At 66.6% G+C, this 21,545-nt stretch carries 20 protein-coding genes, 1 pseudogene and 1 riboswitch; of the genes and pseudogenes, 9 read left to right on the top strand and 12 right to left on the bottom strand.

Features of this window, described 5'->3' with window-relative positions; genetic code table 11:
• Nucleotides 1-137: 137 nt before the first annotated feature.
• A complete protein-coding gene (locus VGK78_RS00660) occupies nt 138-1,067 on the bottom strand; it encodes a S1C family serine protease (RefSeq protein ID WP_331525315.1) in 930 nt (309 codons plus the stop codon).
• An 84-nt stretch (nt 1,068-1,151) separates the two neighbouring features.
• On the opposite strand from VGK78_RS00660, the gene hemW reads away from it, so the two are divergent.
• The 3 genes from hemW to VGK78_RS00645 all read left to right on the top strand — a co-directional run bounded on the left by hemW (nt 1,152) and on the right by VGK78_RS00645 (nt 4,314).
• Nucleotides 1,152-2,372, top strand: a complete 1,221-nt coding sequence (hemW, locus tag VGK78_RS00655; RefSeq protein ID WP_331525314.1) for a radical SAM family heme chaperone HemW — start codon at nt 1,152-1,154, stop codon at nt 2,370-2,372.
• Between the two features lie 74 nt (nt 2,373-2,446).
• Nucleotides 2,447-2,842: a DUF2304 domain-containing protein gene (locus VGK78_RS00650; protein WP_331525313.1), complete on the top strand. Its 396-nt coding sequence runs from the start codon at nt 2,447-2,449 to the stop codon at nt 2,840-2,842.
• A complete protein-coding gene (locus VGK78_RS00645) occupies nt 2,839-4,314 on the top strand; it encodes a DUF2142 domain-containing protein (protein WP_331525312.1) in 1,476 nt (491 codons plus the stop codon). The genes VGK78_RS00650 and VGK78_RS00645 overlap by 4 nt, the downstream gene beginning before the upstream one ends.
• Here the strand turns inward: VGK78_RS00645 and VGK78_RS00640 are convergent.
• Nucleotides 4,311-5,129, bottom strand: a complete 819-nt coding sequence (locus VGK78_RS00640; protein WP_331525320.1) for a glycosyltransferase — start codon at nt 5,127-5,129, stop codon at nt 4,311-4,313. The genes VGK78_RS00645 and VGK78_RS00640 overlap by 4 nt on opposite strands.
• A 226-nt stretch (nt 5,130-5,355) precedes the next feature.
• On the bottom strand, nt 5,356-6,846 hold the full coding sequence (locus VGK78_RS00635; protein ID WP_331525311.1) for a hypothetical protein: 1,491 nt from the start codon (nt 6,844-6,846) through the stop codon (nt 5,356-5,358).
• 256 nt (nt 6,847-7,102) lie between these two features.
• Here VGK78_RS00635 and VGK78_RS00630 point away from each other — a divergent pair, with 256 nt between their 5' ends.
• The 4 genes from VGK78_RS00630 (at nt 7,103) to VGK78_RS00615 (ending at nt 11,774) form a co-directional block, all read left to right on the top strand.
• A complete protein-coding gene (locus VGK78_RS00630; RefSeq protein ID WP_331525310.1) occupies nt 7,103-8,212 on the top strand; it encodes a glycosyltransferase family 1 protein in 1,110 nt (369 codons plus the stop codon).
• A 210-nt stretch (nt 8,213-8,422) separates the two neighbouring features.
• Nucleotides 8,423-9,733, top strand: coding sequence for a lipopolysaccharide biosynthesis protein (locus tag VGK78_RS00625; protein WP_331525309.1), 1,311 nt, complete (start codon nt 8,423-8,425; stop codon nt 9,731-9,733).
• Nucleotides 9,734-9,782: 49 nt separating this feature from the next.
• The gene (locus VGK78_RS00620) at nt 9,783-10,757 is read left to right on the top strand and encodes a glycosyltransferase family 2 protein (RefSeq protein ID WP_331525308.1); all 975 of its coding nucleotides are present in this window, start codon (nt 9,783-9,785) and stop codon (nt 10,755-10,757) included.
• A 360-nt stretch (nt 10,758-11,117) separates the two neighbouring features.
• The gene (locus tag VGK78_RS00615) at nt 11,118-11,774 is read left to right on the top strand and encodes a class I SAM-dependent methyltransferase (protein WP_331525307.1); all 657 of its coding nucleotides are present in this window, start codon (nt 11,118-11,120) and stop codon (nt 11,772-11,774) included.
• A 231-nt stretch (nt 11,775-12,005) separates the two neighbouring features.
• On the opposite strand, the gene VGK78_RS00610 is transcribed toward VGK78_RS00615, so the two are convergent.
• The 9 genes from VGK78_RS00610 to VGK78_RS00570 form a co-directional block, all read right to left on the bottom strand.
• Entirely contained in the window at nt 12,006-13,145 is a 1,140-nt protein-coding gene (locus tag VGK78_RS00610; RefSeq protein ID WP_331525306.1) for a DegT/DnrJ/EryC1/StrS family aminotransferase, read from the bottom strand.
• Nucleotides 13,138-13,821, bottom strand: a complete 684-nt coding sequence (locus tag VGK78_RS00605) for a cephalosporin hydroxylase family protein (RefSeq protein ID WP_331525305.1) — start codon at nt 13,819-13,821, stop codon at nt 13,138-13,140. The genes VGK78_RS00610 and VGK78_RS00605 overlap by 8 nt, the downstream gene beginning before the upstream one ends.
• The gene (locus tag VGK78_RS00600; protein ID WP_331525304.1) at nt 13,818-14,480 is read right to left on the bottom strand and encodes a NeuD/PglB/VioB family sugar acetyltransferase; all 663 of its coding nucleotides are present in this window, start codon (nt 14,478-14,480) and stop codon (nt 13,818-13,820) included. Before VGK78_RS00600 ends, VGK78_RS00605 begins: the two co-directional genes overlap by 4 nt.
• Nucleotides 14,477-15,013, bottom strand: coding sequence for a dTDP-4-dehydrorhamnose 3,5-epimerase family protein (locus VGK78_RS00595; RefSeq protein ID WP_331525303.1), 537 nt, complete (start codon nt 15,011-15,013; stop codon nt 14,477-14,479). Before VGK78_RS00595 ends, VGK78_RS00600 begins: the two co-directional genes overlap by 4 nt.
• The gene (rfbF, locus tag VGK78_RS00590) at nt 15,010-15,780 is read right to left on the bottom strand and encodes a glucose-1-phosphate cytidylyltransferase (protein WP_331525302.1); all 771 of its coding nucleotides are present in this window, start codon (nt 15,778-15,780) and stop codon (nt 15,010-15,012) included. Before rfbF ends, VGK78_RS00595 begins: the two co-directional genes overlap by 4 nt.
• Nucleotides 15,781-15,856: 76 nt before the next feature.
• The gene (locus VGK78_RS00585) at nt 15,857-17,104 is read right to left on the bottom strand and encodes a class I SAM-dependent methyltransferase (protein WP_331525301.1); all 1,248 of its coding nucleotides are present in this window, start codon (nt 17,102-17,104) and stop codon (nt 15,857-15,859) included.
• Between the two features lie 138 nt (nt 17,105-17,242).
• The gene (gene rfbG / locus VGK78_RS00580) at nt 17,243-18,295 is read right to left on the bottom strand and encodes a CDP-glucose 4,6-dehydratase (RefSeq protein WP_331525300.1); all 1,053 of its coding nucleotides are present in this window, start codon (nt 18,293-18,295) and stop codon (nt 17,243-17,245) included.
• Between the two features lie 100 nt (nt 18,296-18,395).
• The gene (locus VGK78_RS00575; protein WP_331525299.1) at nt 18,396-18,674 is read right to left on the bottom strand and encodes an Lrp/AsnC ligand binding domain-containing protein; all 279 of its coding nucleotides are present in this window, start codon (nt 18,672-18,674) and stop codon (nt 18,396-18,398) included.
• A gap of 19 nt (nt 18,675-18,693) precedes the next feature.
• Nucleotides 18,694-20,553, bottom strand: coding sequence for a DEDD exonuclease domain-containing protein (locus VGK78_RS00570; RefSeq protein WP_331525298.1), 1,860 nt, complete (start codon nt 20,551-20,553; stop codon nt 18,694-18,696).
• 101 nt (nt 20,554-20,654) lie between these two features.
• Here VGK78_RS00570 and VGK78_RS00565 point away from each other — a divergent pair, with 101 nt between their 5' ends.
• Both VGK78_RS00565 and VGK78_RS00560 read left to right on the top strand, forming a co-directional pair.
• Nucleotides 20,655-20,861, top strand: a complete 207-nt coding sequence (locus VGK78_RS00565) for a hypothetical protein (protein WP_331525297.1) — start codon at nt 20,655-20,657, stop codon at nt 20,859-20,861.
• 188 nt (nt 20,862-21,049) lie between these two features.
• Nucleotides 21,050-21,219, top strand: a riboswitch (cyclic di-AMP (ydaO/yuaA leader).
• A gap of 12 nt (nt 21,220-21,231) precedes the next feature.
• Nucleotides 21,232-21,545, top strand: a pseudogene (locus VGK78_RS00560) (hypothetical protein); the annotation flags it as partial.

The following is a 21,545-nucleotide window of genomic DNA, read 5'->3' as shown; positions in this document are numbered from 1 at the left end:
GGAACCGGCGTCGGACGGACGGCTGAGTTGGACGTGTCGGATCCGGCGGCCGAGCCTCGCGCGCGACCGACGTCAGATGGGGCTGGCGCCGCAGTGCGCGAGCATCAGCGGAGAAGCCGCCGGATCCGACAGATTCCTCAGTCGACCAGCTCGACCGGCTCGGCCACGACGTCCACCAGGGCGCCGTTGCGGAGCACGGTGACCTCGACCCGGCTGCCGATCGCGTCGCCGAGCAGCAGGCTCTGCAGCGAGCCGGCGTCGCCGAGGGGCCGGCCGTCGACCGCGAGCACCATGTCACCGCGCCGCAGGCCACTGCCGGCCGCAGGGCTGCCCTCGACCACCTCGACGACCTGGAGCGCGGAGCGCCGCCCGGTGCGGTCGGTCCACGCCGGGGTCAGAGGGGCCGGTGAGGTGACCAGCCCCAGATAGGCACGACGCACCCGGCCGTCGTGCAGCAACGAGTAGAGGATCCGGCCCGTCGTGCCGTTCATGGGGACGGCAAGACCGACACCAACGCCGGCCACCGCGGTGTTGATCCCGACCACGCGGCCGGACGCGTCGGCCAAGGCACCGCCGGAGTTGCCCGGGTTGAGCGAGGCGTCGGTCTGGATGACGTCCTCGATGAGCCGCGCCGTGGTGCGGTCGCGGGCGGGCATGCTGCGGCCGAGGGCGCTGACGACACCGGCGGTCACGCTGCCGGCGAGTCCCAGGGGGTTGCCGACGGCGACCACGAGCTGACCCACGCGCAGGTCGTCCGCGTCGCCGTACTCCGGCGGGTCGGGGACCGCCCGGTCGGCGCGGAGCACGGCCAGGTCCGACAGCGGGTCGCGGCCGACCACCTCGACCTGCGCGACCGTCCCGTCGGCGAACGCCGCCTCGCCGGCCGTCGCGTCGCCCACCACGTGGGCGTTGGTCACCACGTGTCCCTCGGCCGTCATCACCACGCCGGAGCCGGCGGACTCGCCGCGGCCGCTGCGGAAGTGCAGGGCCGCGACCCGCGGCGTCAGCAGCTCCGCAACACCGACCACGGCCGCGGAGTACACGTCCAGCGGCCGGTCGTCCGTCATGGCGTCTCCAACGCCCACCCACCGGGCATCGTTTCCGTGTTCGCCGTGGGCGGAACCTCACGAGCGCTCTGGTTGGATGAACGGGTGCCGTCCTCGCTGCCCTCCGGCGACCCGGCTCCGGCCGACGGGTCGCTCCCCGAGAGCGCGCTCGCCGAGCTCGGCACCCGTCCGTTCGGGATCTACGTGCACGTGCCGTTCTGCACCGTGCGCTGCGGCTACTGCGACTTCAACACCTACACCGCCGCCGAGCTGGGCGACCAGCCGGGCGCCTCGCGGGCGACGTACGCCGAGGCCGCGATCGCCGAGATCCGGCTCGCCCGGTCGGTGTTGGGCGACCGCGACCTGCCGGTCGACACGGTCTTCTTCGGAGGGGGTACGCCGACCCTGCTGGGCCCCGGCGACCTCGCGGCCGTGCTCGCGGCGATCGCCGCCGAGTTCGGGCTGTCACCCGACGCCGAGGTGACCACCGAGGCGAACCCCGACAGCGTGGCCGCCTGGGATCTCGCCGTCCTGCGCGAGGCGGGCTTCACCCGGATCAGCTTCGGAATGCAGTCGGCCGTCGACCACGTGCTGACCACCATCGACCGCACCCACGACCCCCTGCGGGTGCCTGCGGTGGTCGAGTGGTCGCGCGAGGCGGGCTTCGCCGAGGTGAGCCTCGACCTGATCTACGGCACGCCGGGGGAGTCCCTCGCGGACTGGGCCACCTCGCTCGAGGTCGCCCTGGGCTGCCACCCCGACCACCTCTCGGCGTACTCCCTCATCGTCGAGCCGGGCACCGCCCTCGCCCGGCGGATCTCCCGCGGCGAGCTGCCCATGCCGGACGACGACGACCTCGCCGACAAGTACCTGCTCGCCGACCACCGCCTCGCCGAGGCCGGGATGGAGTGGTACGAGGTCTCCAACTGGTCCCGCGACCCCGCCACCCGCTGCCGGCACAACGAGCTGTACTGGACCGGCGGCCACTGGTGGGGGATCGGCCCCGGCGCGCACAGCCACGTCGGCGGCGTCCGCTGGTGGAACGTCAAGCACCCCGCGGCGTACGCCACCCGGCTGGCCGGGCAGACCAGCCCCGCCGCCGCCCGCGAGACCCTCGACGCCGAGACCCGCCGGGTCGAGCGCGTGCTCCTGGAGATCCGGCTCCGCGACGGCCTCCCGGTCCCCACCCTCGACGACGCCCACGGCCGCGCCGCCGTCGCCGACCTGGTCGCCCGTGATCTGGTCGAGCTCCACGCCGAACGGCTGATCCTCACCCGCCAGGGTCGCCTGCTGGCGGACGCGGTCGTCCGCGACCTGCTGCCCTGAGATTTTACGTTCTCGCACGTGCGGGGGCGGCCGAGCCTTAGCCTGGCCTGGACCCGTTCTCCAGGCCGAAGACGATGACCCAGCCCCTGATCAAGATCCTGCTCCTGGCTGCCCTCGCGGTGGTCGGGTACTACGCCGTCCGCGGCAGCCGCCGCGCATTACACCGCGTGGTGTGGCGTGGCCTTGTCGTCGTGACTCTCGTCGCAGCCGTGGTGAGCGTCGTCTTCCCGAACACGCTGACCTGGGTCGCCAACCAGGTCGGTGTCGGCCGCGGTGCCGACCTCCTGCTCTACCTGCTCACCGTGGCCTTCATGCTCGTCTCCGTCGTGCTGTTCCGCAGGCTGGCCGACGTCGAGCGCAAGTACGTCACCCTGGCGCGCACCCTGGCGATCCGGGAAGCCCAGGATGAGACCACGCGGGCCACGTCGTCGGAGACGTCACCTCCGTCTCGCGGTGAGGGCCCCCCGTGAGCCTTGCGGTACGGCGGGGTCTCATCGCGCTCCTGGCCGTGCTGTTCGCGGAAGCCGTCTGGATCATCACCGTCCCGCCGTTCCGTGGCAGCGACGAGATCGACCACGTGTACCGGGCCTCCGGTGTTGCGAGTGGACAGATCCATCTCTCGCAGGGGGCAGCTCACGGCCGAGGGACCCTTGTCTGGGTACCCACGGACATCGTCAAAGCGGCGCAGGAGCAGTGCGACTCGCTTGTCTACGTCGGCAGTGACAACTGTCATGCGGTACAGACCGCTGGCGGCAGATCTCTGGTCGCGACCGCGGCGGCGGGGTACGAGCCGACCTTCTACATGCTTGTCGGAACCGCTGCCAAGCCTTTCCACGGGGCTGCCGCGGACTACGCGATGCGGGCCACGACCGCCCTGTTGTGCGCCCTCCTCCTGGCGTTGGGCGTGGGGGTGATGAGCTTCGCGGGAACAGACCGTTGGGTCAACCTCGGAATTCTTGCAGCGTTGACTCCGGAAGTGCTGTTCAGTGGAGCCATTCCCTCACCCAATGGCGTGGAAATGGGGCTGGCCTTCGTCCTCTGGGCGGCGCTGCTGGTTGCAATACGTCGGGGCGAGGACCACCGGCTTCAGCGCGGAATGCTCGTGGTTGCCGGCGTGGCTGCCTTTCCGCTGACGTTCCTCCGGCTGCTCGGCCCGATGTGGATCGTTCTGATCGTGAGTGCCGTCGCCGCCGTGGCCGGCCTGGGAACCACGCGTGATCTCGTGCGCCGCCATCTTCCCGTGGTCTGCGTCGTTGCCGTCACCACCCTGGCCGGCGTCATGTGGTGGCGCGTCTGGCAGGTCATCGCCAGCCACGCCACGGCCTCCCAGTCCCAACCCGACTCCAAGAACTGGCTTCTCGCCTTCAACCTTCCGGCGTGGACCATGCAGATGGTCGGCGCATTTCCGTTCCGCGACGAGCCCGCGCCATTCTGGATCTACCCACTGTCCTTCTTCGTGATCGGGCTTCTTGTCTGGGCCGCGTGGCGACGCGGTGCCGAGCGACGAACCCGTAGGGCGGTGCTGGGCATCGCGATGGTGACCCTGCTGGTGCCTGTCGTGCTCTCCGTGCTGTACATGCCCAGCGCAGGGGCTGTCTGGCAGGGACGCTACGAGCTCCCCTTCGTGATCGGGTTCTTGCCGCTTTGCGGCCTGGTTCTGGACGACGTTGGCTTCGCCCCGGTCGAGGGATCAAGGCTCAGGGCACTCTCCTACGTCTTTCTGGTCATCCCGCAGGTGGTCTGCGTCTACCACGTGCAGCAGCTGGAGCTGGCCCGTCCCGAGTCGGCAGGCGACCCCAACTGGTGGCATCCGCCAGGAGTCGTACTTGGTGTGTTCATGCTGGTCGCGTGCGCCGTCGCCGTGCAGCTCACGCGGCAGAAGGATGGGTCGGGGCCGCTTTCGAGCGTGGACGAGTCGGCCCGCGTAGGGACGCCCAGCTAGTTCTGACCGCCCGGGCCTCCCGACGTGGGGCCCGCGTCTCCTTGACCTACTGGAAGCGGTTGCCGCTCGAGCGCCGCACGCCTCCGCACTCGCCACTTGACGAGCCGGAGCGCCCAACGGCCGGGCCACCGAGCCAACCCGTACACGCGGGCGGCCCATGGCGCCATGTAGCGCATGCGCACGCGATCGGCCTCCTCGGCCGATGCCTCCTCAGCTTGAACCGTCGTGGAGTCTGGATGCCAGCGGAACGACGCCAGCACGCGAGGGAGTGCCACCAAGCGGCCTCGTTGCCGAAGGCGAAGAAACAGATCGAGATCCATGGAATAGCTCAGTTGCTCGTCGACGCCTCCCACCGCCTGGACGTCTTCGAGGCGCATCAGCGAGCCGGGCTGCGGCACGAGATTGGGAGCAAATGTGATCGTTCGCCCAGCCATGTGTCCTGCCCGGTTGGTGAAGATCAGTGTTCCGTCGTCGTCGATGTAGTCGCACCAGCCGTACACGAGGCTCGCCCTCGGGTGAGCGTCGAGTGTGGCTGTCGTGGCCGCGAGCGAACCAGGGCTGAGCATGTCGTCGTCGCCGAGCCAAGCGACGTACTCCGTGCCCTCGAGCGCGGCCGCGAAGCCCGCGTTGAGGGCACCGGATATCCCCCGTAGCGGATCGGGGACCAACCGCCCACTGTGGTGCACGGCAACGGCCTCGATCTCAGCCGACTTCGGCGCAACCAGAACGAGGTCGACATCGGCTTCCTGGGATGCGATCGATTCCAGGCACAGGGACAGGTGTTTCATCCGCCTCCCGAGCGTCGGCACGACCATGAGCACCCGAGACATCAGCGAGCCCCAGCATTACGTGCGCTCGCCCGCTGTACTAAAACCCCATCGATTCTGGCCTTGTGGACGGAGCCCCTCTCACACATACGAGGAGCGTTCCGCGTGTCGCTGCTGAGCTCAGGGACTGGAGTCGTCGGCTTTCTGCCTGGATGGAGTAGCAGTCGCTTCAACACATTCGTCGCCGGCGTATCGGCGTGGATTGAAGAGCCTGTCATGAATTCTCGCGGGCCTTGAGCCAGTTGTCGGGTGCGCGTAGCTCCGCGACGCCGTTGGAGCTATGCACAATCGTCCAGTTCTTGCTGATCAAGGCGCGGGTCAGCGCGCTCGAGGGGCGAAGAACGGCGACGGTGCAGCCGGTGCGCCGGAGCTCTCCTTCCCACCCTGGGGCGACGCCCAGAATGTCGGTGTTGCGCTGGAGCTCCTCCAGGGTGAAGGTGTCGCCGTACCCGTGCATCAAGAGGTCGAGCTGGGGATAACGCCACATCAGGTAGCCGCCGTAGTCCCACGAGTCGAGCACCTTCGTGCCCGCCGGGAGTGACGAGAGTGCCGGGTCCACCCATGACGGCTGCGCCGGTGGTTCGTCGGCAGTCTGAGGCACCAGCACCGCAAGGATTGCTACTGCCAGCACGCTGACCGCGAACAGCAGCTGTCGCTCGCGCCGATGCGGTGCTGTCTGAGGGGCGCCGGCGGAGTGCGTCTGCGCCGCGATCAGAGGTACCAGCACCATGGCGGCAACCGGGACGGTTCGCCACGACCACACCGCACAAGCGACAACCGTCAGAAGCAGGCCGATATGCAGGTAGCTGCGTTCGGTGCGCCGGATGGACAGGACGGCTCCGACGGCCAGCAGGAATGCCAGCACCAGCCAGGAGAGGTTGGTGAAGTCCGGGGTGCCCCACTCGGAGAAGTACTGCCGTCGCGACCCGACGCCGATCACAGCGCCGTACAGCGCAGGTCCCACGGGGGTCAGCCCTGCGGCTGCCGCCGAGCCCAGCGGGACAAGGGCGGCCCGTGCAAGCTTCCGCGGAGGAAGGGCTCGATCTAGAGCGAGGCCGAAGACCGCTACCACGCCGAGCGCGATGGCGATCGGCCACATCCCGTGCACCATCGCCCAGAGCCACGTGACCGGGATGAGCCACCAGCGCACCCGCTGGTCTTCCCGGGTGCGCAGCCAGGCGGCAGCCGTGACTGCCACCATCATGAAGCTGAGCAGTTGCGGACGCATCGAGAGCTGTTCGGCCGAGACGAACATCGCCGCGGCCATCAGCCCGGTGGTGGCGAGCGGACCCGCCCATCGCCGCGCGCTGAGATAGAGCGTGGCGAGCAGTGTCACCAGGATCAACCCGTAGAGCCATGCAACGCCGGCCAGACCGAACCATCGCTCGGTCTGGGCCATGACCACTTCCGGGAGCCATTGGGTGGGCAGCCACGACGCCGTGGCGAAACTGCTCACGGAACCGGGGTCGCGCAGAGACCAGCGGTCGAGGAACTCCTCGCCGAACCTCAGGTGGAAATACGTGTCTGAATTGGCCAGCGGCGCCGCAGCGAAGCGTGCAACGACGAGCAGGAGGGCGACGTAGATGCCGGCGCCCACCAGTTCGCGCCAGGGGAGAAGCCGCTGGGATCGACTGTTGTCAGAACCCGGTGACTCGTCGTGGACGACCGCAGGCGGTTGCGGCGACGCGCCGTCCACGACTGACATGAACCGGGGACTCCTCCAGGTGGCAGTGACCCTAGCAACGGTAAAGGGAAGTTGGACGTCGAAGGGTCGAAACGCGGCAAACGAAGACTTGAGATCCCCGCCCCTCGAGCCTCCTCGGGGCACGTTGTGTGGCATCCACCGTACGGAGTCGCGTCAAACGGTCGTGGACCCGGAGCAGGTGGTCAGGTGGACCCTAGACTTCCGTCGCTGACCCCTGCGGCCGTGCAGGGGCACCAGTCAGCGACGGGGAGTAACGGTGAACCAGAGTCCTGGCGCCACGGCGGCCGCCTCCCGAACCAAAGTCGTGCTGCCGATGCTCACGCTGGTCCCGGGCGGTATGGGCGGCAGTGAGACGTACGCCCGGGCTCTGATCCGCGAGCTCTCCAAGGAACCCGACCTCGACGTCGTCGCGCTGGTTCCGGCTATGGCGGAGGGGTTGTTCGACGGGGTGCGTGAGGTCGTCCTGCCGCAACTACGCAGCGCTGGCTCGACCGCCGACCGACTTCGAACCGTCTTGCGGACCTCGAGCCCGTGGTTCGCCGGACGGCGCGAGCTGGTCGGAGCGGCGGTCGTGCACTTCCCATTGACGGTGCCTGTCCCTTTGCGCAGGCAAGGTATCCCAATGGTCCAGACGCTTCACGACGTCCAGCACCACGACCTTCCCGACCTCTTCTCCAGGCCGGAGCGCGCATATCGTGTCGTCACCTACGACCTGCCAGCCCGACGGGCCGACACGGTGATCACGGTCAGTGAGTTCTGCAAGGAACGCATCGTCGCGCAGCTCGGGCTCGACCCAGATCGGATCGTTGTAGCACCGCTCGGTGTCGACCACGATGCCCATTCTCCGTACGACGGTCGGCGGCAGTCGTTCGTGCTCTACCCGGCCGGAGCCTGGCGGCACAAGAACCATGGACGGCTCATCGCGGCGATGGCGCTGCTCCGAGAACAGGGCAGCGACCTTCGGCTGGTGCTCACCGGCGGACGTGGTGACGACCTCGGTCAGCTGCCAGAGTGGGCCGAGCACCGGGGGATGGTGCCTGATGTCGAGCTCCGTGAGTTGTACCGCAGCGCTTCATGCTTGGCCTTCCCCAGCCTGTACGAAGGGTTTGGTCTTCCGCCATTAGAAGCGATGGCCTCGGGCTGTCCCGTGGCGGCCGCCGACAGTGGTTCGCTTCCTGAGGTCTGTGGCGATGCCGCTGTTATGTTCGATCCTCGCGCAGTGCCCGCCATCGCGGCCGCGATTCGCCAGGCGATCTCTTCGCGGGACCGGCTCGTGCCTTTGGGCCTGCGACGCGTCGCCAGGTTCAGCTGGCAAGCCTGCGCGGAAGCCCACGTGGAGGTTTACCGGCGTCTCGCCAACCGTTGAGGTGACGTTCGGTCCGGACACGCGCGGCACTCGGCCCGTGCGTCTACCGCTCGCCTGTGACATCAGCCTTCGCGAAGTCCGTGATGGCCAGGGCCCGGATAGTTAGGCTTCGGACGAGGTGAGGAGAGAGTCGTAATGCCGGAGCATGAGCCCGCAGGCGCCCGGGCGCGGCAACGTGATCGCGCTGTACTGGGCACCTTGATAACGGGCGTGGCGTACCAAGCCACCTTCGTCATCTCGACACTCGTGTCCCTACCGTTCATCACGCGGGCACTCTCGCCCGAGGCATTCGGTGTCCTCGCAGCTCTCACGGCAGCGCCGGTGATCCTCGCCTTCACCGACTTGGGTATCGGCTCGGCTTTGGTGTCCAGGCTGGCGAGCGCCAGAGCCCGCGGCGACGACGAGGCTGCGCGCGTGGCCGTCGGAACGGCCCTCGCTGCGGCTTCAATCGCAGGCGTTCTGATCGCGTCCGTTGGGATTGTGGCCGCGTTGATCCTGCCGTGGGGGTCGATCCTCGGGGCGGGCGACCTCTCGAGCGGCGAGGTCGACTCTGCCGTGCTGGCCGCCGCACTGGTCACTGGGGTCTCGGTCCCCGGTGCCCTGGGGCAACGCATCCTGTATGGCATCCATCGCGGAGGCAGAGCCAACCGTTGGATGGGCGGCGGAATCGTCCTGTCGGCCTCGCTCGGGATGGTCTGCTCGTTCACCACAGCGCCTCTTGCGGTGTTCGTATTGGCGATGTTGGGCGCCCCCGCGTTGGTTGGCTTGCTCTGTCTCGCGTGGACTCTTCGCCGTGACCCCCGGCTTCGCCCGGTCTGGTCTTCGGTGTCTCGGGCCGAGTTCCGGACGCTCCGAGGCGCGAGCGTCTGGTTCTTTCTGATCGACCTCGCCGCGGCCATCGGCTATCAGACCGATGTCCTCGTCATCGCAGGTGTCCTGGGTGCGCGCGACGCCGGGATATACAGCGTGTGCATGAGGGTCTTCGGATTGGTCACGGCCAGCATCTCACCGGCTCTGATCCAGCTGTGGCCCGCCTTCGCGGACGCCTACATGCGCGGCGACGCTAGTTGGATCAGATCGCGCCTTCGCGGGACAATCCTGCTGGGTGGAGTCATCGGGGCGGTGGCGTCAATGGTGCTCGTCCTCGTCGGGCGGCCCCTGATCTCGACATGGTTGACGTCCGACTTAGTGCCGCCGAGGCCGTTGATGATTTGCTGCGGGTTGTGGACCGTGTATCAGTTGTTGAGCGCCCCGTTCTTCCTTCTCATGAACGCCACGAATCGGGTCCGCGTGCACGCTCAACTCTCGGTCGGTGTCGTCGTCTTGAATCTTCCTCTGTCGGTGTGGCTCGCCGTCGAGCTGGGTCTGCCCGGCCCCGTGCTCGGTAGCCTGTTCGCGACGATGCTGGTCACGGCGGTTCCGGGTCTCATCGTGACTCGGCGCCTCTTCCGGGAGCCGATGTTCGTCGGAGCCGCCACGGCGCAGTCGACGATGGCGACCAAAGCCCCGAGTAGCCCCTGACGCCGGCAGTCGCCTCTCTGGTGGCAGTTGCTGTCCTTGAGACAATCCAATGAGCGGACTGCATGATGGATCGGTGCACTCGCAACCTGGAGAAACCTGTGCCCGATCACGTCACCGAGTCTCAGTCACGATCCCGGTCTACAACGGTGCGGAGACCATCCGGGAAACGATCGAATCCGTACAACGGCAGACGCTGGAGGCGGACGAGATACTCGTCTTCGACAACGCCTCCACAGATGGCAGTGCGCGGATCGCCGGTGAGTTCTTGCCAAGCGAGGCGGTCATCGTCGCTGCGACGAACGAGGGTGCGGTCGAGAATTTCAACCGCTGCGCCCGTGAGGCAACCGGGGACTACTTCATGTGGCTGGCCGCCGACGACCGAATCAGGCCAGGGTTCATCGATACCTGTGTGCGCGAGCTCGAAGCGAACCCTGACGCTGCCGCTTGCCTGACAGGAATCCAATTCACCGATTCTGCGGGGTCACCGACACGTGTCCAGACCGATGAGCCGCTAGCGTCTCCTGACGCTCGGACACGGCTGCGTTCCTTGCTGCGGCGCCGACGCTGGACCGAGACCTACTGCATGTATCGCCGCGATCGTCTGTTGCAGTCGCCGATGTTCACCCCCGAGTATGGCGCCGACGTTCTGTTAACTTGGTGGTTCCTCCTTCGTGGTCCTCTCGCTGTTTGCACCGACGTGCTCTTCGAATATCGGGAGTACCCACTGAAGTCGGTCGCAGAGACCGTCGCCGCCACTAGTGCAGCGCTGGGTCCAGACGACAGCCTCACGCACTGGCGAAAGCGCCGTATGTGGACACGGCTCCGCGAGATGACCTACGCATCGGACGTTGACCCTCTAGTGGGAAAGGCAGCGCGACGAGAGCTTCTGCTGCTGAGCACATGGCCGGGCAGCGTGTTCTTCATTCTCGAGGACGTCCTCGAGCGGTGGCCGTTCATCGACCGTGCCCTCCGGGGATTGTGGGTCCGGCTCGGCAGCCCGGGGCAGATCGCGCCCACGACGTAGTCGCCCCTGGCCCACCCTCGACAAGTTCTACGAGTCAATCAGAAATTCCATCACCCGTGTTTACGCGCACCTCACCGAACCCATCCACCCCTATTCGGTGGTGTGACCAATAGGTACCGATCCCGGCTGCCCCGGGCTGCCGCTCGAGTGGCGACGCAAGGCAGCCGGCTGACAAGGCGCGCGTAGGGCGCGCATGATGTGCGGTGGACACCGGATGCCGGCGCGCGTCACCAACGATTCGGAAGGTCTCGGATGCCCAGGAACTCAGACGGTGCATGGGAAAAGTTCGGCAGCACGGATCCGTACTTCGGAGTGCTTACCGATGATCGATTCCGAGGCGGTGCTCTCGACAACGCGGCCATGGCGGAGTTCTTCGCCACCGGCGAGGAACACGTAACCGCGGTCCTCGACGTCGTGCGCCGCACCATCGACTCTGCCTTTGAGCCGACCCGAGCGCTCGACTTCGGGTGCGGAACGGGCCGACTGGCCATTCCCCTCGCGGCCCGGTGTCACAGAGTTGTCGGTGTCGACATCTCAGAATCGATGTTGGCTGAGGCACGAAGGAATGCGCAGTCTCGGGGTTTCACGAATATCGATTTCGTCAAGTCTGACAACGAGCTTACCGCAATCACCGGCACCTTCGACTTCGTGCACTCGTTCATCGTGTTTCAGCACATGCCTGTACGTGCTGGGATGAGCGTCCTTCGGGCAATGCTCCGGCTCCTCGAGCCGGGTGGGGTTGGCGCTCTGCATTTCAGCTATGCGCGCGAGGCAAGTCGTCTTCGTCGGTTGGCATACCGGACTATTACCATCGCGCCGGCCCTCCACGTCGTAGTCAACCTCATCCAGCGGAGACCGTTACGAGCTCCGATGATGCAGATGAACGACTATGACCTGTCCAAGGTCATGGGAGTTCTCCAGCGTGCCGGATGCACAGAGATCCACGCGGAACTGACAGACCACTTCGGGCACCTCGGCGCGCTCATCTACTTCATTCGGCCCGTGACCCACCCCTAGGAAACGCCCGAGACTCGGCGCCGGCACTCCAATGCCGCAGAGATAGTCGACCGCCTGTCACGCGAGCGAAAAAGGCTTGCGCGAGCCCTGAAGACAGGCAAACGTCTCCAGCTTAGAGAGCGTTAGGTAATCGGTTCTCAGCCGCACACCTCACCGGGATCCTGGGCTCACGTGGGATGAGCGAGAAATGTGGAGGCTGCTAGACCTCGACGGGGCATCGAGTGGACGGTGTTACCTAATTCGCCGGTCGATGAGATAGATCATCTCATCACAGACTCGCTGAACGTCGGCTTGCGTCAGGGCGAGGGCCGACGGCAGGTTGATGCCCCACGGGCTGACGCGGTAAGCCACCTGATTCCTGTCCCGTGCCCGCGCCGCCTCAGAGGTTTCGCGATAGGCAGGAAGGGAGCTGAGCGGGCGGAAGATTGGACGCGAGTCGATATTCGCCCTGGACAGCTCGGCCTGGAGTCGGTCCTTGTCCCAGCCTGTCTCGGGAGAGACGTGTGCGCTTGTCATCCACCAGACCACACCGGCATTGTCGCTGGAATAGATCGAGACGTCATCGCGTTCCGCGAGCCCGTCCTTGTACCACCGGTGGATGCGCCGCTTGCCCTCAAGGAGCTCGTCGACACGCTCGAGTTGCGCGGCTCCCAGAGCGGCTTGCAGCCCACTCATCTTGTACTTGAACGCCACCTCGAAATTGTTGAACGCGCGGTCTCCGGGGCGGCGCCCATGATCACGTAAGACGTTTACGCGACGGAATAGATCTGGGTCGTCCGTGAGAAGCATCCCACCCTCACCCGTGGTCAGCGTTTTGGACCCGTGGAAACTGAAGACGCTCACTCGACCGAAACTTCCCGCCCGCCGGCCGGCGATCTCGGAGCCCAAAGCTTCCGCGGCGTCCTCGATGAGCGTGATGCCGGACTCGTCGGCGAAGGCCGCGAGCGCCTCCATGTCAGGCATGGCGCCGTACAGGTCCACGGCGATCACTGCCTTCGTTCGAGGTGTCACACAAGCAGCCACCGTGTCTATCGTCAGGCACAAAGACGTGGGGTCCACGTCGGCAAACACGGGTTGGGCGCCGACGTAGCTGATCGGTGCCGACGTGGCTATCCATGTCAGGTCGGGGACGATGACCTCGTCGCCTGGTCCGATTCCCAACGCCGCGAGTGCGAGGTGCAGGCCTGCCGTGCAGGACGGCAGGCACCCAGCGTGGGCACGGCCGATGTAGCGGGCGAACGCTGTCTCGAAGTCGTCGATGGGGCGGTTCGCGTCGTCGTACCAGGCGTGGGTAACGGCATCGAGCACGCGCTTGGCCTCAAGCTCGGTGATGGAGGGGCCGGCGACGGGAATGCGGCTGTTCTCAGTCACGGATGCACCTGAGGTATCCGCCTGGGGCGGTTGTGATCGCGATTCGAGATTCGAGCTCGGAGTCCACCTCGAACCGATCGTTTTCGGCGAGAAATGCCTCGACGGCCGACCCTGGACTGTTGCCGGGCCCCCACGGCCGGTCCGGGTATGTGTGGCCTGGAAGGACCTCGACCACGGTATCCAGAACGACGACGTAACTGCCGGCCCCGACCAGTCCCGAGTAGGCCCGCAGCTCCTGCAGCACGTGGGCGTGGGTGTGGTTGGAGTCGAGGATGAGAAGCAGCGGCGAGCGACCGCCGACCATCTCGTGGATCTGTTTCACGGTCTCGGGCGAGATCGACGAACCTTCGACGAGGTCGATCCGTGAGCGCATCGGGTGCTCGTCGAGGGCGATGCGGTTGTCTGACCGAATGTCGATGTCGATCCCGATCACGCGCCCCTCGCCGCCCAGCAGGTGGAGCATCGAGGCGCTGAAAACAAGGGACCCTCCATGTGCGATGCCAGTCTCTAGGACCACCTGGGGGCGGATGCGCCAGATCAGCTCCTGCAACGCCACAATGTCCTGGGGGTATTGGATGATCGGGCGGCCCATCCACGTGAAGTTGTAGGAGTATCTCTCCGGAAGGCTCGCCTCCAACCACTGGGCTGACAGAGCCCGGAAGTCCTCCATGCTCATGTTGGGTGTCCTATCTGTCGGGCCGGGTTGCCGACCATGGTGGCGTAGTCGGGGACGTCGTCGCGGATCACTGCGCCGGCGCCGATCACAGCGCCCGTCCCGATCCGGACCCGCGGTAACACGGCCGCGCCAATGCCGATGAAAGCCAGGTCACCGACGTTGACCAGGCCGGCGACGTGGGCGCCTGGGCCGATATGAACACCGTCGCCGATGACACACTCGTGATCCACAGTGGCGGCGGTGTTGAGGATCGTCTGCGCGCCGATCGAGGCACCTTCGCACAGGGCCGCGAGCGCCAGAATCTGAGCACCAGGCCCGCACGAGGCGCCCGTGGCCACGAACGCGCGCTCGTGCACTACCGATATGGGCGAAAGCCCCGATTCGGTAAGCCGCTGGTGCAGGTCCAAACGGTCCGAACCTCGCACACCACCGATGGCGATGACGAATCCGAGATCGCAGTCTCCACTGCTCTGATCTGCCGCTGCCCACTGCTCGAAGGCATCCGCGCCGGTGTACAGAGGTACGTCGGAGAACGGGGGCTCGACTTTCGCCCGGTCGAACACGGCCACCACCGGCGGTCCGTTGTCTCCGAGCGCCTCTCGCACGACGCGTGCATGCCCGGAGGCGCCCCAGATCACCACGCGCTTCACCTGGTTCATCCGACGTCGCTCCACGGGGGTGCAGCAGCGTCGGTTTCGGACACGATCGCGTCGCCCAGGGGCCAGGGAATGGCCAAGGACTTGTCGCGCCAGTGGATGGTCCGACTGCTGCTCGGCTCATGGGCGCCCGAGATGAGGTAGGTGACGCCGGAATGACCCGACGTCGTCTGGTAGCCATGAGCCACCCCTGGCGGCACGTGGACCACCTCAGGTTTCTCGGCCGAGAGCTCGAGAGAAACCCACCGACCGAACGTCGGTGCGGAGGGACGAACATCGACGAGAACGTCGTAGAGCGAGCCGCTGTGGCACCACAGCACTTTGGTCTCCTCATGCGGCTGCCGCTGATAATGCAGCCCGCGCACCGTGCCGGCCCGGACGTTGTGCGCGCTCGCTAGGTAGCTATTTCGGACGTCGAAGTCCACTGCCGACAGGTCCTGCAGTGAGCAAAGCCGTCGGAAGTCTCCGCGCGTGTCCTCGATACGCACGCCCTCGATGACGAAGGCGCCGTCCAGGCCGACCTGACGAACTTTCATCGTCGACCCAGCCACGGCGCCGCGGCGTTGGCACTCCAGATCTCGTTGAGCTCATCTCGGTCGCGAGCGGTGTCCATCGCCCGCCAGAACCCGGTGTGCTGGTACGCAGCCAGCTGGCCCTGGTCGGCGAGCAGGCGCAGAGGCTGCTGCTCGAACCCGTCGTGGTCGCCCTCGATGAGATCGAGCACCTCCGGCTCGATGACGAAGTATCCACCGTTGATCCAGGTGTCTGGATCTTCTGGTTTCTCCTCGAAGCCCACCACGTTGCCTTCCCGAACGGCTAGCGCCCCCCACCGCGGGATCGGGTGTACCGCGGTTACGGTGGCCAGCGCGTGCTTCGCCTCGTGGTGACCGATCAGCGCGTCGATCGGCACGTCGGAAACTCCGTCACCGTAGGTGAGGAGAAAGCGCTCACCGAGGAGATGCGCCAGCCGCTTGATGCGCCCCCCGGTCATGGTGTGCTGGCCGGTGTCGACGAGCGTGACCCGCCAACTCTCGTGTGGCTGTGTGAGTGACTCCACCGTGCCCTGGGTGAGGTCGACGTGCAGGTCCGACTCGCGCGTCCGGTACGTCGCGAAATAGTCCTTGAGCACGTCTCCCTTGTAGCCGCACGCCACGACGAAGTCGTCGTAGCCGTAGGACGCGTAGTGGCTCATGATGTGCCAGATGATCGGGCGGCCACCGATGCCGACCATGGGCTTCGGGATCGCGTGGGTCTCTTCCGACAGACGCGTGCCGCGTCCCCCGGCCAGGATGACTACCTTCACGTGCTCTCCCTGGTGCAGCAACTGTGTCTCGGGGTGGTCCCACGAGGCTAACGTGGCCAGATCCGAGAAGTAGTGATCACCGCAACCGAGTCATCTCCGGGATCGCCACCCATACGCACGCGTCCCCGGCCTGGTCCGCGACAAGCGGAACGATCTCTGCTGCGAGGTTCCATGGCAGGACCAGCACGTGATCGGGTTGTTCGTCAGCCAGATGGTGTGGGGCGTGGACCGGAACGCCTGAACCCGGCAGGAAGCGGCCCTGCTTCTCAATGCTGCCGTCGACGACGTAGGCCAAGTCGGTGCAGGTAGCGCCGGCGGCGTTCAACAGCGTGTTGCCCTTGGCAGCTGCGCCATAGCCGGCCACCATCGCTCGGGCCGTGGTTTGTTCGTCTAGCCACTGGCGAAGTCCATCGATCGCCGCGTGGCTGGCCTCTGCGAACTCTGCCCAGACCCGCTCTTCGAGGAGTCCCGCAGCGAGCTCTGCTTCGATCGTCGCTTCGACCGATGGTTCGGGAGCGACCCCGACGTCGCGCCGCATCCAGTAGCGATTCGATCCCCCGTGGGTCTCGAGCTCTTGCACCCGAAAGAGCTGTAGACCGTGCTGCCTCGCCACGGTGCGGACGGCGAGTGCCGTGAGATATGAGAAGTGCTCGTGGTAGATCGTGTCGAACTGTCGCTCAAGCAGGAGCTTCACAAGCGACGGGTTCTCGACGGTGATCACGCTCGAGTCATCGATCAACGCGGCGATCCCACCAACGAAGTCCTCGAGATCGGGCACGTGTGCCATCACGTTGTTGGCAACCACCAATCGGGGGTGCCCGTGTCCGGCGACAATCCGCCGGGCGGCGGAAACTCCGAAAAACTCGTTGAGAGTGGGGATGCCGGCCTGTACCGCCATGGCAGCCACATTTCGTGCAGGTTCGACACCAAGGATCCGCACGCCTTCGTCCCGAAAGGAGGAGAGGAGGTACCCGTCGTTGCTTGCGATCTCAAGAACCAGGTGGTCACCGGTGAGGTTCAGTTCGCCGATCAGTGCTTCCGCGTAACGCCGTGCGTGCTGGACCCAGCTGACGCTCGTGGAGGAGAGGTACGGGTAGTTGTCGCCGAAAATACGATCGGCAAGTACGACTTCACCGACCTGGCCCAGCCCGCACGACCTGCAGATGCGGAGATGTAGGGGAAATCTCTCCAGATCCTGATCCGAGCGCACGCCCATCTCATTGGACAGCGGCTGCTCGCCGAGGTCGAGCACGGAGGCCAGCGTCGTGCCTCTACAACCCCGACACACAGTGGTGCCACGCTCTCCAAGCAAGGCGTGGATCATTGGTCTTTCCGGCTCACGCGAGCGACCCCTCGCGGCCGACCCACTCCAGACACCGCCAACGCTCCTTCTTCATGTCATCCGAAGCCTAGGGTCGAGGCACGTCGACAGGTTGCATTTTTCGCCGGTGGCGAGTGTGCCTCACAGCCTGGAGGCGTAGTCCGCGAACTGGTCACGAATCATTTCACGGGGATGCTTCCCACCGGCGGTCGCGACGTACCATTCGAGAGTCTTGGAGATTGCAGTTCGCCAGTCCCAGACGCCGCCCCAGCCCAGAGCCCTCCGAGCCAAGGTCGGGTCCAGGGTGAGGTCTTCGGTCTCCGTCACCACAGACGCTGGTTGCACGTCCCACCTGACCGGTGAGGTTCCGGTGAGCCGCTCCCACTCCTCCGCTGCGAACTCGACAAGGGCCAACACCGATACACGCTGTGAGGCACCGGGTCCGAAGTTGAGAGACCTCGGCAGTTGGCGCTCGCTGGCCAGTGCTTCGGCGTACGCCAAGTAACCCTCGAGTGGTTCGATCACGTGTTGCCAGGGTCGGATCGCGGTGGGTCGCCTCAGAGTCAACACGGCACCGCTGCTCCAGGCCCGCACGGCATCTGGTACGAGTCGGTGAGCGGCCCAGTCGCCGCCGCCGATCACGTTACCGGCGCGGGCAGTCACGACTGGGACCTCTAAGCCGGGCCACGACAGCGTTACGAATTCGGCGCACGCCTTGCTCGCGGAGTACGGGTCCTTGCCGCCCAAGAAGTGGTCTTCAACGTATGGCGGTGCCTGACGCACGTCGTAGACCTTGTCGGTCGTCACGATGACTGCCGAGCGGAGTTCCGGTAGCTGACTCACCAGATGCAGCACCTGCACGGTGCCGAGCACGTTGGTGCGGAAAGTCAGGGCCGGATCTTGATAGCCCACTGTGACCAGTGACTGGGCAGCGAGATGGAAGACCACTTCCGGAGAGAAGTCTCGGGCTGGGGAGGTCCAGTCCCGTGCTGCGATGTCGCCGCGTGTCTCGGAGACACCCTCGAGACTGAGCTGTTCCCATAAGTCGGTGCGGCCCTCGGAGTCTGGAAGCGAAACCCCATGCACTGCGGCGCCGAGCTCACAGAGTCTCGTGGTGAGCCAGGATCCCTTGAACCCCGTGTGGCCAGTTACGAGGACGCGCCTGCCCGACCAAAACGTTTGATCTGGGGTCATCTCAACCTCCTCAGTGGGAGCCGGCGCGGGGCGGGACGGAATCAGTTGCTCGACGTTGCGGGCACGCCCGCGTGCGCGCACGTCGGTGCAGAGCCTGCGATCAATCGACCCCGACCGCGAACGCTGCTTCGAGATCGTGTTTGGAGTAGGCCCGGAAGGCGATGTGGGTCTCGGTGGACGTCACTCCCGGCACCTTGTTCAGGCGATCGGCGACCACGTCGGCCACGTCATCGTGGTTGCGAACACGCACCAGCGCGATGAGGTCGATCTGGCCGGTCACGGAGTAGACCTCGCTGACGCCGTCGAGGTCCGCGATCGCCTCGGCCACCTCGGGGATCTGCGCGACGTCGGCCTTCACGAACACGATGGCGGTGATCATGACCCGACTGTAGTGGCCACTACCGGGCGGGCCGGCTGGCGACCGGCAGGTCACGACGCTCGTCGAAGGGCACCAGATCGAGTCGCGAGTGGTTGACCTCGTCGTGCAACGCGAGGTGGCGGGTGGCGCCGCCGACGGGACAGGACCACTCGCCGTCGACCTCGATCAGTCGTAGCCCCGGGGCCTCGAGCCAGCGCAGGATCTTCTCGGTCTCCTCCGCAGTGGCCGCGGGGGCTGGGCCAGGACCGCCGCGCACGGTCTCGCCGCTGGCAACCAGGTCGGCGACGAATCGGTGGGCATCCGCACCCGGCGGGATGACTCCGGCCGCGGCCAGACGGCCGTGCCGGACGACATGGACCGCCCACTGTCCGCGCGGCGCTGAACCTGTTGAACGGTCGTCCTCGCGTCGGGCTGCGACCAGGTGCGGGATGCGGGTGAGCGCCGTCAGTCGCTGGGTTCGCGAGGCAGCCCTCACGAACGCCGCCAGCCGGTCGCGATGCACTCCGGCTTCCTCGAACCGCTCGTCCTCGGCGAGCAATGCCATTCGGCGGGTGATCAGCTCGACCACGTCGTCGGGGCGACGCAGCAGGTTGTCGCGGAGCTGCCGCACGACGGCGGCGTACGTCGTCTGGTCGACGCTGCCGTCGCAGGGGGAGAGGCAGCGACTCATCTCGGCCAGCACACACGGCGACCCCGATGGGTCGCGCCCGATGCGCTGGGAGCACTGGCGCACCGGAAAGGTGTCGTGCAAGGCCGCCAGGCACTTCTCCGCGGCCTTCTTGCTGGCGAAGGGGCCGACGTAGTCGGCGCCGTCGTCGGCGACCCGCCGCACGAGCGACAGCCGGGGCCACGGCTCGCGGGTGAGCTTGAGGTAGTGGACCTTCTCCGGAAAGCGCGAGCGCCGGTTGTACTTCGGCTTGTGCTCGGCGATCAGCCGGAGCTCGCGCACCTCGGCCTCGAGCGGTGTTGCGCACTCGATGCCCGACACGGATTCCGCAATGGCCACCATCTCTCCCATGCGGGATCGAGTCTCGGACGCGGTGAAGTAGGAGCGGACGCGCGTGCGCAGGTCGCGCGAGGTGCCGACGTAGAGGACCCGCGATTGCTCGTCGCGGAACAGGTAGACACCCGGGGCATGGGGGAGGCCCTCAGCGAGGTGGCGCTTGCGCCGTTGGGCGGTGGAGACCTTGGCGCTGAACGTCGACAGCTCCTCGATGGTGTGCACACCGAGACCGCCGAGCCGCTCCATCAGGCCGTGGAGCACGTCGACCGTCGCCCGGGCGTCGGAGAGCGCGCGGTGGTTGGGGGTGGTCGATGCGTGGAAGGCGCGCGCGAGCGACGAGAGCTTGCAGTTGGGGGCGTCGTCCCGGGTGATGACGCGCCGCGCGATCTTGGCGGTGTCGAGCACGTCGAACGCCGGCCACGAAATGCCCTGGCGCGCCGCGAACCACTGGAGGAACCCGACGTCGAACGGCGCGTTGTGGGCCACCAGAACGGATCCGGCGGCGAACTCCAGGAACGCCGGCAAGACGGACTCGATCGGTGGAGCCACGCTGACCATCGAGTTGGTGATCCCGGTCAGCACCGCGATGAAGGGTGGGATCTGGGTGTGGGGGTTGACCAGCGTCTGGAACTCCCCGAGCACCTCGCCGCCCCGGACCTTCACCGCGCCGATCTCGGTGATCATCGATCCGCCCTCGGCCGACCCACCGGTGGTCTCGAGGTCGACCACGCAGAAGGTGAGATCGCGCAACGGCCGCCCGAGCTCGTCGAAGCTGCGCTGGACCTCCCACCGCCGAGCCGCGGACTCGGCCGGGGATCGACCCGCGGCCCGAGAGATGCCGGGTCCGCCGGGGAGGCGGAGCGGCGCGGTGGTCATGTCCCGGACGGTAGGACTGCGCGCCGACAGCGACGGCTCGGACACGCCGCGTGAACGGTCTCCGGGCGTCGTTGTCGGTGGTCCCTGGGAGGGTCTGCGACATGACGACGAGAATCGACTGCGACACCTGCCTGGTGCGTGGGCAGGCTTGCCATGACTGCGTGGTGACCGTGCTGCTCGGGCCGCCGCCCGAGCTGACCCTGGCCGACGACGAGTGCCGTGCCCTCGACGCCTTGGCCGCCGGCGGCCTGGTGCCGCCACTGAGGCTGGTGACACCCGTCGACCCGCCAGCCATCGAGTCGGCCTGAACACCTGTGGATGGCCCGTGACAGAAGAGGCTGATGTGACTCACGTGACAGTGACCGGAAGTCGATCACGAAAAAGTCACGACAGCCTGGTTGAAAGTTTTGCAGTGCCCCGTGGGCTGTGGTTGAGTGACCGCTCAGATGCCCGTGCCGATGGACCAGTCCGGTGTCCATGCGGGTGTCGCGCCGAGTCAACGTCGTGGCCGTTCGGGAGCCGCGGCCGAGAGCCGGGGAACCAACCCACCTGGGGTGAATCACCGTCGAGGCGCGCGCGTACGAAAGTGCGCGGGCGAGGAGCCGGTGTAGGGCCTGTCGTGCCCGAACCCGTCAGCTCACCCGGTAGGCGTACGACAGCAAGGGAGTCCTTCCGCTCGTGCTCAACGGCCGGAAAAGCCTCGTCACGTTCCTCGCCACCTCGGCCACCGCAGTCGCCACCGTCGTCGGCGTAGCGACCATCCCCAGCGGGACGGCCCAGGCGAAACCCAGCATCCAAGACGTCCAGCATCGGGTGGACCGTCTCTACCACGCGGCCGAGCAGGCCTCGGAGCGCTACAACCAGATCCGGGTGCAGCTCAAGCAGATGCGTGGTGACGTCCAGGCACTGCGCGCCGACCAGGCCCGGCAGCAGAAGCTGACCGAGAAGGCCCGGCGCCTCGTCGCCGACTCGATCGTCCGGCAGTACGAGGG

The organism is Nocardioides sp., assembly GCF_036503465.1.
In the GTDB taxonomy this organism is placed as follows: domain Bacteria; phylum Actinomycetota; class Actinomycetes; order Propionibacteriales; family Nocardioidaceae; genus Nocardioides.
Note: the sequence above shows the minus strand (reverse complement) of the source record. Positions and strands in the feature narration are given on the sequence as shown.